This window comes from Allobosea sp. 05T422_2, from assembly GCF_056396265.1.
On sequence record NZ_JBFTLD010000208.1, the window covers coordinates 1 to 12,108 of the forward strand.

General features: G+C 66.5%; 10 protein-coding genes. 7 read left to right on the top strand and 3 right to left on the bottom strand.

The window, feature by feature from the left end; translation table 11 throughout:
- Nucleotides 1-1,048, top strand: a 1,048-nt coding sequence (locus AC1DJT_RS26775; protein WP_476835226.1) for a [protein-PII] uridylyltransferase family protein, incomplete at its 5' end; no start/stop codon positions are given.
- Nucleotides 1,049-1,055: 7 nt separating this feature from the next.
- Here AC1DJT_RS26775 and AC1DJT_RS26780 read toward each other — a convergent pair.
- The 3 genes from AC1DJT_RS26780 to AC1DJT_RS26790 all read right to left on the bottom strand — a co-directional run bounded on the left by AC1DJT_RS26780 (nucleotide 1,056) and on the right by AC1DJT_RS26790 (nucleotide 7,712).
- The gene (locus tag AC1DJT_RS26780; protein WP_441489150.1) at nucleotides 1,056-3,350 is read right to left on the bottom strand and encodes a PAS domain-containing sensor histidine kinase; all 2,295 of its coding nucleotides are present in this window, start codon (nucleotides 3,348-3,350) and stop codon (nucleotides 1,056-1,058) included.
- Between the two features lie 219 nt (nucleotides 3,351-3,569).
- On the bottom strand, nucleotides 3,570-6,215 hold the full coding sequence (gene pepN / locus AC1DJT_RS26785; protein WP_476835227.1) for an aminopeptidase N: 2,646 nt from the start codon (nucleotides 6,213-6,215) through the stop codon (nucleotides 3,570-3,572).
- A gap of 78 nt (nucleotides 6,216-6,293) precedes the next feature.
- Entirely contained in the window at nucleotides 6,294-7,712 is a 1,419-nt protein-coding gene (locus tag AC1DJT_RS26790; RefSeq protein ID WP_244523343.1) for a cation-efflux pump, read from the bottom strand.
- Between the two features lie 109 nt (nucleotides 7,713-7,821).
- Here AC1DJT_RS26790 and AC1DJT_RS26795 point away from each other — a divergent pair, with 109 nt between their 5' ends.
- From AC1DJT_RS26795 to AC1DJT_RS26820, 6 genes are all read left to right on the top strand, one after another.
- Nucleotides 7,822-8,274, top strand: a complete 453-nt coding sequence (locus AC1DJT_RS26795; RefSeq protein WP_441506607.1) for a VOC family protein — start codon at nucleotides 7,822-7,824, stop codon at nucleotides 8,272-8,274.
- A 132-nt stretch (nucleotides 8,275-8,406) separates the two neighbouring features.
- The gene (locus tag AC1DJT_RS26800) at nucleotides 8,407-9,456 is read left to right on the top strand and encodes an aldose epimerase family protein (protein ID WP_476835228.1); all 1,050 of its coding nucleotides are present in this window, start codon (nucleotides 8,407-8,409) and stop codon (nucleotides 9,454-9,456) included.
- 5 nt (nucleotides 9,457-9,461) lie between these two features.
- Complete coding sequence (locus AC1DJT_RS26805; protein WP_476770115.1) at nucleotides 9,462-10,361, top strand: PfkB family carbohydrate kinase; 900 nt, start codon at nucleotides 9,462-9,464, stop codon at nucleotides 10,359-10,361.
- Nucleotides 10,362-10,450: 89 nt separating this feature from the next.
- A complete protein-coding gene (locus AC1DJT_RS26810) occupies nucleotides 10,451-11,341 on the top strand; it encodes an urease accessory protein UreD (protein WP_476835229.1) in 891 nt (296 codons plus the stop codon).
- A gap of 10 nt (nucleotides 11,342-11,351) precedes the next feature.
- A complete protein-coding gene (locus AC1DJT_RS26815) occupies nucleotides 11,352-11,675 on the top strand; it encodes a hypothetical protein (RefSeq protein ID WP_441506603.1) in 324 nt (107 codons plus the stop codon).
- Nucleotides 11,672-12,108: urease subunit gamma (locus tag AC1DJT_RS26820; RefSeq protein ID WP_476835230.1), on the top strand; the 437-nt coding region annotated here is incomplete at its 3' end. The genes AC1DJT_RS26815 and AC1DJT_RS26820, both read left to right, overlap by 4 nt.

Here is a 12,108-nt window from a genome sequence, read left to right on the forward strand (position 1 = left end):
ACTGCGCGACGCGGCCCGGCAGGAGAACTTCCTCGTCGGGGCGCGGCTGCTTTCGGGCGTCTATGCCGCCCAGCAGGCCGGTCAGGCCTATTGCGCGGTGGCCGATGCCTGCCTGTGCGTCGCCTTCGACGACACCAAGACGGCCTTCGCAGAAGACCATGGCGTGGTCGAGGGGGCGGAGACGGTGGTCCTCGGGCTCGGCCGGCTCGGGGCGGGCGAGCTGACGCCGTCCTCCGATCTCGACCTGATCCTGCTCTATGACCGACCTGCTGCATCTGAGGTCAGCACCGGGCGCAAATCGCTCGATCCGGTGACCTGGCATATCCGGTTCACGCAGCGCCTCGTTGCGGCCCTGACGGTGCCGACGCGGCGTGGCACGCTCTACCAGGTCGACATGCGGCTGCGGCCCTCCGGCAACAAGAGCCCGGCCGCAACCCAGTTCGCCGGCTTCGAGGCCTATCACGGCGGCGAAGCCGAGATCTGGGAGGAGATGGCGCTGACGCGTGCCCGCGTCATCACCGGCGATGCTGGGCTCGCGCGCCGCACTGAAGCGGCGATCGCGGCCATCCTGGGCCGCAGGCGCGAGCCGGCCAAAGTCGCTGCGGCGGTTGCCGATATGCGGGCGCTGATCGCCAGGGAGAAGGGTGAAAGCGATCCATGGGATCTCAAGCTTGCTGCGGGCGGGCTGACGGATCTGGATTTCCTGGCGCAGTTCCTGATCCTGGCTCACGCCAGCGCTCATCCCGGGCTTCTGGTACGCGATACCGCGCCGGTCTTCGTCGCTGCGCGCGAAGCCGGGCTGCTGGCGCAAGCAGATGCCTCGGTTCTCGTGGAGGCGCACCGTCTGATTGGCGACGTGCAGCTCTGGCAGCGCTTCACCGTTGAGGAGGCCTTCGATCCGAAGGCGGTGCCGGAGCGTGTGCTGCGCCGGATCGCGACGGCCGTTGGCCGGCCGGATGCCAAGGTGCTGCGCGCAGAACTGGACGAAACGCGGAGCGCCGTGCGCGGAATCTTCAAGCGGGTGCTGGGCGCAGCCCGTCAGGGCTGAGGGAGCCTTACGCAGCCTGGGCGTTGATCCGCCCGGCGCCCCCGTTCAGGGGCAGATGCACCATCACGATCGTGCCAGCGCCGCTGGTCGAGCGCAGGCGCAGCGAGCCGCCATGGAGCTCCGTCAGGGACCGGGCGATGGCGAGACCGAGGCCGGAGCCGCCATGGCTGCGGATGAGCTCGCCCTCGACCTGCTCGAAGGGCCGGCCGATACGGTCGATCTTCTCCTTCGGGATGCCGATGCCGGTATCCTCGACATAGATGTTGAGCGCGTCCGGCACCTGCCGCGTGCGGATGGCGACGCGCCCGCCGGTGGGGGTGAACTTGATCGCGTTGTCGAGCAGGTTCTGGAGAATCTGGTAGAGCGCATGCGGATCGGCGACGAGGTGCAGGTTCTTGGCCCCCTCGACGGTCAGGGTGAGGTCCTTGCGCGCGATCTGGTCCTGGGCCTCATGCACGGCCTCGGCCACGACGAGGTCGACCGCGACATCGGAGGCTTCCAACCGGCGCTTGCCGGATTCCAGCCGCGACATGTCGAGGATGTCGTTGATCACGCTGAGCAGATAGCCGCCGCTGGTGCGGATGTCGCGGACATACTCGACATAGCGTTCGCTGCCGAGGGCACCGAACATCCCGTTCTCCATGATCTCGGAGAAGCCGATGATGGCGTTGAGCGGCGTGCGCAGCTCGTGGCTCATATTCGCCAGGAATTCCGACTTGGCGCGGTTGGCGGTTTCGGCGGCAGCCTTCTGCTCGAGATAGCGCTCGGCGAGATCGGCGAGTTGCTGAGCCTGCGCCTCGAGCTTCTGGCGTGAGGCCTTGAGATTGGTGACATGCATCAGGAGTTCATGCTCGGACTGGGTGAGCCGCTCTTCCTGCTGCTTCAGCGTGGTGATGTCGGTGCCGACCGAAACCGAGCCGCCATCCTTCGTGCGGCGTCCGTTGATCTGGAGCCAGCGGCCATCGGAGAGGCGCGCCTCGTAGGAGGTGCCGTTCTCGCGGGAGTGGCGGGTCGGCTCGCGGTCGATATTGGGCTGGGCGCTGAGGCTCATCACCTCTTCGTGGCTCACGCCCCGATGGACGGCTTCGGCGGAAAGCTGGTGCAACTGCTGGTATTTGGCGTTGCAGAGCACGAGACGATTATCCGCGTCCCAGAGCACGAAGGCTTCCGAGATGGCCTCGACGGCATCGCGCAGGCGGGCATCGGCTGTCGCGGTCTGCTCGGCCATGCGGCGTTGCTCGGAGATGTCGACTGCGATGCCGACGAGGTGCTGCGAATGGGTGCGCCGGTCGGTGACCAGCTCGGCGCGGGCCTTGAGCCAGACCCAGCCGCCATTGACGTCGCGAACCCGGAATTCCTGGTCGAGATGGTCGGCCTCGCCGCGGCTGATCGCGTCGGCGAGCGCGTAGAGATCGACATCGGCCGGATGGATGAAGGCATTGACTTCGCCAAAGGACATGAAGTCGCCGGCGCGGTCATAGCCGAGCATCGCATACATCGAGTCCGACCAGTAGATGCGGCCGCGCGCGAGGTCCCAGTCCCAGAGGCCGCAATGGCCGCGGTTGAGCGCGGTATCGATACGTTCGCGCACGCAGTCGCAGTCCTCGTCGGCGGCGCGGGCGCGCTTCGACTGCATCAGGAAGGCGACGGTAAGGGCAGAAAGGACCAGCGCGGCCGAGCCGAACAGGATGGTGAGCGCGCGACTGCGCTCATTCCAGAGCGACAGCACCCGCGACGCGGGTTGCAAGACCGCAACCTGGCCGAGCGGGGCGGCGAGGTTGCGGACGGTCGCGAAGGTCTCAAGGCCGCCTGGGAGGACGATCTTCATGACGCCGGCCCGGTCGCCGAACACGGTCAGCGGCTGGGTCTGGCCAAGGAAATCGACCAGCGTGCGCCGGGCCTGTCCAATCACCGGCTCGCTGGCGATGACCTGACCGCTGGCATCGCTGACATGGACGAGGCGGCCATGTGAGGACAGGTGCTTGGTCGCAAGTGCGGCAAGAACAGTTGCAGGTGCCGCATCGATCTTTGTCGCGATGTCGAGTTCTCGCGCGATCAATGACGCGACGAGGTCGAGATCAGATATCGCATCCGACAATGCATCGTCACGCATCGCGGAGGTCTGGATATAGGCGCCGGCACCGAACAGGACAAAAAAGCCGAGGACGAGGGCAGGAATGACTTTGCGAAAGGTCGGCTCAGCCTTCTCAAACCGCTGGTAGAGCGGATGAGTCAGCGATCTTGCGACACCCAGAATCGTGCCTGCGCGCGTTGCCGCGCAGGTCGCGTTCGCACGCGCCATGCCCGTTCCCCCTTCGGATAACAGTACCGTCAGTAAGATCGGGAGACGTGCCGCATCCCCTCGAATCACCGCCAGTTGAATCCGACCGAATCGGTTTGTCTAGCTTTGAGTTGAATCAGGGGCTCAGAATTCACCCTATGGTTGTAGTAATTCATAGAATGAATCTTGTGCGGGTAATAAATCGTTAACGAACTGGACAGGCGGTGCGCGCCCCGCCTCTCAGGCGAGTGCGCGCTCTGCGATATCGGCGACGTCCCGCGACAGATTGGGGGTGCGCGACACCATGGTGAGGGCCGCCTGAGCGAGGCCGCGACGGCCCGGCTCCAGCGTGCGCCAGGTCTTGAAGGAACCGAGCAGGCGCGAGGCGATCTGGGGATTGGTCCGATCGAGCGCGATCACGATATCCGCCACGAAATCATAGCCGGCGCCATCGGGTCGGTTGAACTGCGTCAGGTTGGCGGCAAACCCGCCGATGAGCGAGCGGACGCGGTTCGGGTTGCCGAGCGAGAAGGTCGGGTGCCGCATCAGGTCCTTGACGCGGCCGAGCGTGCCGGGCTCGGCGATCAGAGCCTGCGCCATCAGCCATTTGTCGAGCACGAGCGGCTCAGCCGCATAGCGCTCTGCGAAGCGCCGGATCAGGGCTTCGCGAGCCTCGCCCGGGATCAGCGTCATGGCGGCGAGTGCCGCAAGCCGGTCGGTCAGGTTGTCGGCGGCGCTGAACTGGGTGTCTGCGAGGCGCGCGCTGGTCTCGGGGGCGCCGATGGCGAGCAGTCCCAGCGCTTCGTTGCGCAGCGCCCTTCGCCCGGCTGCCGTGGCATCCGGCGAATAGAGGCTCTTATCGTCAAGCGCGTCGCGCAGGCTCGAAAGCCTGTCGGCCAGTGTCTTGCCGATCTGTGCCGAGAGCGCGCRGTGGGCCGCATGGATCCGGTCGGGATCGACATCCCGACCGATCTCGCGGGCGATATCGGCGGCGGCGGGCAGGCGCAGCACCTGGGCGGCAAAGGCAGGGTCGGCAAGCGCATGATCGCGCAGGAAGGCGTCGAGCGCTCCGGCGAGTTCCGTGGCCTTGTCGGCAAGCCCGGCGGCGCTGAGGGCTCCGCGCCCGGCGCTGGTCAACGCGCGCGTCGCGACCGTTTGGAGCGCTTGCCAGCGATTGAAGGAATCGCTGTACGCAGAGAACAGGCGCAGCAGATCGGCATCGGCAAGATCGAGCTCCAGCCGCGCCGGGGCCGAAAAGCCGCGCAGCAAGGACGGGATCGGCGCCTCGTCCAGGCCCGTGAAGGTCACTGACAGCGACGGTTGGTCGAGCACGATTAGCCCGTCGCCCGCATAGGCATTCGAGTTGCTGTGGAGCGGCAGGTCGCCGGCCTTGCCGACGAGGCCGAGCGCGATCGGCAGCGCCACCGGCGCTTTCTGGGGCTGGCCGGGGGTCGGCGGCGTGCTCTGGGCGAGATCGAGCGTATAGCTCCTTGCGGCAGCATCGTAGCGGCCGGAGGCGACGATCGTTGGGGTGCCCGCCTGTTCGTACCAGCGCGCGAAATGGCTGAGATCCTGGCCCGAGCTCTCGGCGAAACAGGCCAGGAATTCCTCGATCGTCGCGGCGGTGCCATCGCAGCGCTCGAAATACAGATCCATGCCGCGCTTGAAGGCCTCGTCGCCGATCAGGACCTTGAGCATGCGGATCACCTCCGCGCCCTTCTCATAGACGGTCGGCGTGTAGAAGTTGTTGATTTCCTTGTAGGCGCGCGGCCTGACGGGGTGGGCGAGGGGCCCCGCATCCTCGGAGAACTGGGTTGCGCGCAGGGTCCGCACATCGGCGATGCGCTTCACCGGGCGGGAGCGCTCRTCGGAGGAGAATTCCTGGTCGCGGAAGACCGTGAGGCCTTCCTTCAGGCACAGCTGAAACCAATCGCGGCAGGTGATGCGGTTGCCGGTCMAGTTGTGAAAATACTCGTGCGCGATGATCGCCTCGATGCTGGCATAATCGCCATCGCTGGCGGTTTGCGGATCGGCCAGCACATATTTGTCGTTGAAGATGTTGAGGCCCTTGTTCTCCATCGCGCCCATGTTGAAATCCGACACGGCGACGACGTTGAACACGTCGAGATCATAGTTCCGGCCGAAGACGCGTTCGTCCCAGCGCATGCAGCGCACCAGCGAGTCCAGCGCCCAGCCGGCGCGGCTGCTCTTGCCGGGCTCGACATAGACGGCGAGCTCGACCTTGCGGCCATCGGCGGTGACATAGTCCTCGCGAACATGGTCGAGCGTGCCGCCGACCAGGGCAAACAGATAGGCGGGCTTGGGATGAGGGTCGTGCCAGACCGCGAAATGCCGGTCGGTGCCGGCGACATCCCCGGTCGCGACCCGGTTGCCGTTCGAGAGCAGGACCGGAGCCTCGGCCTTCTTCGCCTCAAGGCGCACGGTGTAGACCGACATCACGTCGGGGCGGTCGAGGAAATAGGTGATCCGGCGGAAGCCATCCGCCTCGCACTGGGTGCAGTAGACGTTGGACGAGCGATAGAGCCCCATCAGCTTGGTATTGGCCGAGGGGTTCAGCACCGTCTCGATGGTGAGGGTTAAGCCGCGCTTCGGTGGCGCGAGCACGGTCAGTCCCTGCGGCGTGGCGCTGTAGGCCGCAGCATCCAGCGTGGTTCCATCGAGCTTGAGCGAGACCAGCGTCAGCTCGTCCCCGTCGAGGACCAGCGCCGATCCCGGCTGCCCGGCCGGATTCGGCCTGAGGCCAAGCTGGGCCCGCACCTTCGTTTCATGCGCATCGAGAACGAAGTCGAGATCGACCGTATCGATCAGCCAGTCGGAGGGACGATAATCCTCGAGACGGATCAGGGGGGTATCTTCGGCGCGCATGGACAACCCTGGCGAAAACGACATCTGAGCCTTGTCTGTAGCCCGAGCCCCCTTCCGCTGAAAGTCCGTGCGCGCYGATCAGGCAGGCTGGCGCAGATGCGCAGGCTCGGCATGGCTGACCAGCCGGCAGACCTGCGGGCGCGCGATCCGGACGGCGCGCTCGATCGCGTCGACCGCGGCATGGACCGCCGCGACGTCGAGCGCCGGATCGACACGGCAGTGATAATTCACCACGAGACCGTTCGGGGTCTGGCGCACGCGGACGCTGTGGATGTCGTGGATCGGGCCGTCGAGTCCCGCGGCCTCCTTGGCAAGCGCCTTGCCGATATCCTCCACCGCGTCCCATGCGGCATTGTGGCCCGGCGGCGTGCCGGTTTCCATGGGCTCGATATGGGTCTCGACCTCTGTCTCGCCGCCGAACTCGGCGCGGATCGCGGTCTCGAGCCGGGTCGCGATCTCATGCGCCTCGCCGAGCGGCAGCCGGGAATCGACCTCCATATCGAGGCTGACCGAGAGTCGGTCGCCGATGCTGTGCACGGTGACGTGGTGCACCGGGATCTTGAGCTTGAGCGCGATCAGCAGAACCCGCTCGAGCGCGGTCTCATCATCGACCTGGATCGGGTTGGCGGTGACGGTGATCTCGGCCCCTGGCTCGACCTCGCGCAACGCCAGCACGAGCGCGTCCTTGATGGCGACGACACGGTCGAGCGGGAGCGTCCGCGAGACGCGAATTCCGATCTCGCCATGGGTCTGGCCGCCCGAAGGCCGAACCTTCAGCCATTCCACGGCGACGACGCCGGGCACAGCCCCGGCTGCGGCGGTCAGGCGCTCGCTCAGCCCGGCGGGGGCAGCGTCGAGCAATGTATTGATCGTGCGGCGCCCGAGCTTGAAGGCGGAATAGGCCATGAAGGCTGCGATCGCGAAGGCGGCGATCGTGTCGGCCCGCCCAAAGCCGAACCAGGCGGCGATGAGGCCGACGAGAACCAGGGCCGAGCCGACGAAATCCGCCGAAAAATGCGTCGCCTCGGCTGCCAGTGCCTCGCTGCCCGTTTCCGCCGCGACCTTGCGCAGCGAGTGCCAGCGGATCGCGTCGACGATCATGGAAAAGAGGATGACGCCAAGCACGATGGGCGTGACGGTAACGGCGTCGACCGTACCGCTCCACAGCCGGCTGATCGCCTCCCAGAGGATAGCTCCGGCCAGCGTAAAGAGGATCGCGGTCTCGACCAGCGCCGCCAACGCCTCGACCTTGCCATGGCCGTAATGGTGCTCCGCGTCGGCCGGCTTGTCGGCCGCCCGCACCGCGAACCAGGTGAACAGAGTCGAGCCGATATCGATCAGCCCCTGCAAGGCATCGGTCAGCAGGGCGAGCGAGCCGGAGAGGATCGCAGCGATGCCCTTGGCTCCGGTCAGCAGGAGCGTCGCCATCACCGACAGCAAGGCAGCACGCTGCTTGATGCTGGAAATTGTCGCGGCGTCGGGGCGTTTCGTGTCCACGTCTTGCGTTCTCGTCATGGCCCGCCTCGCGCGCCGCCTCTTGGAAAGCAGAGCGTCTGGCCCGATTTAGGAGCGAGATCAACCCGGCCGAACAAGGGGAGCCCCAAGCATGCGATATCTCCACACCATGGTGCGTGTCACCGATCTCGACGCGTCACTCGATTTCTACGTGAACATGTTCGGCCTTGTCGAAACCCGCCGCATCGAAAATGAGAAGGGACGCTTCACGCTGGTCTTCCTGGCTGCGCCGGATGACGCCGCCGACGCCAAGGGCGCCGAAGGCAGCCGTGGCCGCCCCACGCTGGAGCTGACCTATAACTGGGATCCGGAAGTCTATACCGGCGGCCGCAATTTCGGTCACCTCGCCTATGAGGTCGACGATATCTACGCGACCTGCGACAAGCTGATGAAGGCGGGCGTCACGATCAACCGCCCTCCGCGCGACGGAAACATGGCTTTCGTCCGCTCTCCCGACAACATCTCGATCGAGATCCTGCAGAAGGGGCCCGCCAAGGCGCCGGCCGAGCCGTGGGCGAGCATGCCGAATACCGGGGTTTGGTGAGGGCCGAGGCGCCGGGCTCAAACGCCGGGCCCAAGCGCCAGACCCATGCGTGTGACCGTTGAGCACGGCGATGAAATCGGGCACGAGAGGGCGCGGCTTCGGCCGCGTTTCCTTGCTGGTGGTGTGATGCCCATGACCAAGCCTGCTATCGCCGCGACCCTTTCGGACGGCACGCCGATCCACGACATCGTGCTTCGCTCGCCCGGTGGGGCCGAGGCGCGTGTCATGGACTGGGGCGCGACGCTGCGCGATCTGCGCGTGCCGCTGACKAGCGGCCAGCCGCAGCGTGTCGTACTCGGGCTCGCCGATCCCGCCGATTATCCCCAGCACGCCTCGCATATGGGCGCGATCGCCGGACGCTTCGCCAACCGCATTGGCGGCGGGCRCTTCACGCTCGACGGCAAGACCTATCAGTTGCCTCTGAACGAGAACGGCCGGCATTCGCTGCATGGTGGCGGGCAGGGCTTTGGCAAGCGGCCCTGGACGATCCTGCATCATGACGCGGCAAGCGTGACGCTGGCCCTGGTCTCGCCTGACGGTGATGCCGGCTATCCCGGTGCGCTGAATCTCTGGTGCCGCTACAGCCTTGTCGGGGCAGCAACGCTGCGCATCGAACTCACCGCCACCACCGATGCGCCGACGATCGTCAATCTCGCGCATCACTCCTATTTCAAGCTCGATGATGGTCCCGACATTCTCGACCACGAGCTCGAGGTCCGCGCCAATCTGATGACGCCGGTCGATGCCGACCTGATCCCGGACGGATCGCTCGTTCCGGTTGCCRGCACGCCCTTCGATTTTCGCAAGCCGCGCGCGGTCCGCTTCGCAAACCCCGACGGCACGCGCTTCTGGTTCGATCACGACTATGTCCTCCTCCGCGACCAGTGTGAGCCGAGCGCGCTCGCCGGGCTGACGCTCGCCCATGCCGCGATCTTGCGCTCGTTGCGCAGTGGGCTCGCGATGCAACTCTGGACGACGGAGCCGGCGCTCCAGGTCTATGACGGCTTCAAGCTCAACACTGCCGTGGCGGGGCTCGATGGCCAGCCCTATGGTCCGAATGCCGGCATCGCGCTGGAACCCCAGCACGTGCCGGACTCACCCAATCTGCCGCATTTTCCCACGACCGTGCTGCGCCCCGGCGAGGTCTACCGGCAGGTCAGCGAATATCGCTTCAGCGGTTGAAATCCATGGCCGGCGTCTTCAGTCTCGGCATCGCAACCCTCGACTATGTCTACAGCGTCGAGACCATGCCGACGCGTGGCGAGAAATATCGCTCACGCGATCTGGCGGTGGTCGGTGGCGGCTGCGCCGGCAATGCCGCGGTCGCCATCGCGCGGCTTGGCGGTCAATCCTGGCTGGCGACCCGRCTCGCGGACGATCGTGTCGGCGACGAGATCGTGGCTGAGCTCGCAGACGAGGGCGTCAATACCCGCTTTGCCTTGCGCGCCGTGGGGTTGCGCTCACCGGTTTCAGCCATTCTTGTCGATGCCGCTGGCGAACGCATGGTCGTCTCCTATTCCGATCCGGCGATGCCGGAGAGCGCCGAGTGGCTCCCGAAAACCCTGCCGGATGGGGCGAAGGCGGTGCTCGCCGATACGCGCTGGGGCGAAGGAGCGCTCGCGGCGCTGAGGCTTGCGCGCCAGGCCGGTATTCCGGGCCTGCTCGATGGCGACCGTAGGCCGCCTCATCCCGATCTCGTGGCGACCGCAAGCCATGTCGCCTTCAGCGCCCAGGCCTTGCGTGAGGTTTCGGGGGAGGAGGATCCGCGCCTTGGCCTCGCCCGGGTCGGGCAGGGTGCAGCGACCTGGCTTGCCGTCACGCTCGGCAAGGAAGGGGTGCTCTTCATCGAAAATGGCGAAGTCGCGCATCTGCCGGCCTTCGCGGTCGAGACCGTCGACACGCTTGGCGCAGGGGATGTCTGGCATGGGGCTTTTGCGCTGGCGCTGGCCGAGGAACAGGACGAGCGCAGCGCCATCCGCTTCGCCTCGGCGGCCGCTGCGATCAAATGCACGCGCTTTGGCGGTCGCGCCGGCGCGCCGACGCGCGGCGAGGTGATGCGCTTCCTGATCGAGACCGGCCCCGGCTGAAGCGGCGCCCGTGGAACGGGCAGCGCCTGCCTGAAATTTGGGCGGCGCTGACGGCGCCACCTCTTGCCCGGCGAGGCCGCAGGCGGAGAATGGCTGAAGGTTCATTCGCGCCAGGGCCTTCGATGTTCGCGCCGCCGCTTCCGGCCTCTGCCGATCCGCTGTTGCCGGCCTATGTTCGGGCCAATGGCGGCGTGCGCCTGCGTTTCGCCAGGGTCGGCGAAGTGACGCGCCGGCTCGAGCTCGCCGAGTCCGGCGGCTACCGCGCCCGCTTCCCCGACACCTTCGCCTCAACCTGCGAGGCCGTGCTGATCAACACCGGCGGCGGCATGGCCGGTGGCGACGCGATGCGGGTCGATGCCGTCATCGAGGCGCAGGCCGAGGCGGTCATCACCACGCAGGCGGCCGAGAAGATTTATCGCAGCCAGGGCGCTGACACGCGGGTCGAGACCCATCTCTCGGTTGCTGCCGGGGCGAGCCTCGCCTGGCTGCCGCAGGAGAGCATCCTGTTTTCGGGCGCTCGCCTCGCCCGGAATCTGACGATTGACCTCGCCACCGACGCCCGCCTCGTCGCCTGTGAATCGATCGTCTTCGGCCGCATCGCCATGGGCGAGACGATGCAGCGCGGTGCCATTCACGATCGCTGGCGCATCCGCCGCGACGGCCGCCTGATTTTCGCCGACGAGCTTCGCCTTGACGGCGCGGTCGCCGCCACGCTGKAGCGGCCTGCCATTGCCGCCGGGGCGCGGGCCGTCGCAACCGTGATCGCCGCCGGCCCGGAGCATCCTGCCAGGCTCGATGAGCTTCGTGCGCTGCTTGCCGAGGATCCCGCCTGTGTCAGCGTCGAGGCCGGGGCCGGGCTCGTCTCCGGCCTTCTCGTCATTCGCCTTCTCTCCCGCGATGCCCAGGCGCTCCGTCGCGCCCTCGTCATGCTGCTTCGGCATGTCACGGGGCGTGCGCTGCCGCGCACATGGTCCACGTGAGGAGAGCACCATGCTGGCGATCCAAGGCCTGAAATGCATTTATGACACCGGCTCGCGGGGCTGGGCGGTCGAGCTCGCCCTCGCCGACGAGGGGGAAACCGTCACGCGTCGCTTCGACGTCGACGGGCCTGATGATGCCGAGATGCTGATCGAGGCCTTCGAGGAATCCACCACGAGCAGCTTCGATCCCGCCACCAGCGAGATCGTCTTCGCCTATGAATACGCCGATCTCGACCTCGATGAGGACGAGGCGGAAGACGAGGACGACGAAGAGGTCGAGACCTCGGAAGACGAGTCCGAAGAGGACGAGGAAGACGAGAAGGAAAAGGCATGAACCTGACGCCGCGCGAAAAGGACAAGCTGCTCGTCGCCATGGCTGCCATGGTGGCGCGGCGAAGGCTGGAGCGCGGCGTCAAGCTCAACTATCCGGAGGCCGTTGCGCTCATCACCGATTTCGTGGTCGAGGGTGCGCGCGACGGTCGTTCTGTCGCCGAGCTGATGGAGGCAGGCGCGCATGTGATCTCGGCCGACCAGGTCATGGACGGCATCGCCGAGCTGATCCATGACGTGCAGGTCGAGGCGACCTTTCCAGACGGGACCAAGCTCGTCACCGTGCATGAGCCGATCCGCGGCTCGGCCGGGCGCCTGAAGCCCGGCGAAGTGACGACGCTACCCGGCGACCTCATTCTCAATGAAGGTCGCGAGAGCCTGATGCTCGCGGTTGCCAATACCGGTGACCGGCCGATCCAGATCGGCTCCCACTATCA

Bases quoted from the DNA above. Each gene is read 5' to 3' on its own strand.
- AC1DJT_RS26780 (WP_441489150.1), bottom strand. From the start codon at position 3,350: ATGGCGCGTGCGAACGCGACCTGCGCGGCAACGCGCGCAGGCACGATT.
- AC1DJT_RS26795 (WP_441506607.1), top strand. From the start codon at position 7,822: ATGCGATATCTCCACACCATGGTGCGTGTCACCGATCTCGACGCGTCA.
- AC1DJT_RS26815 (WP_441506603.1), top strand. From the start codon at position 11,352: ATGCTGGCGATCCAAGGCCTGAAATGCATTTATGACACCGGCTCGCGG.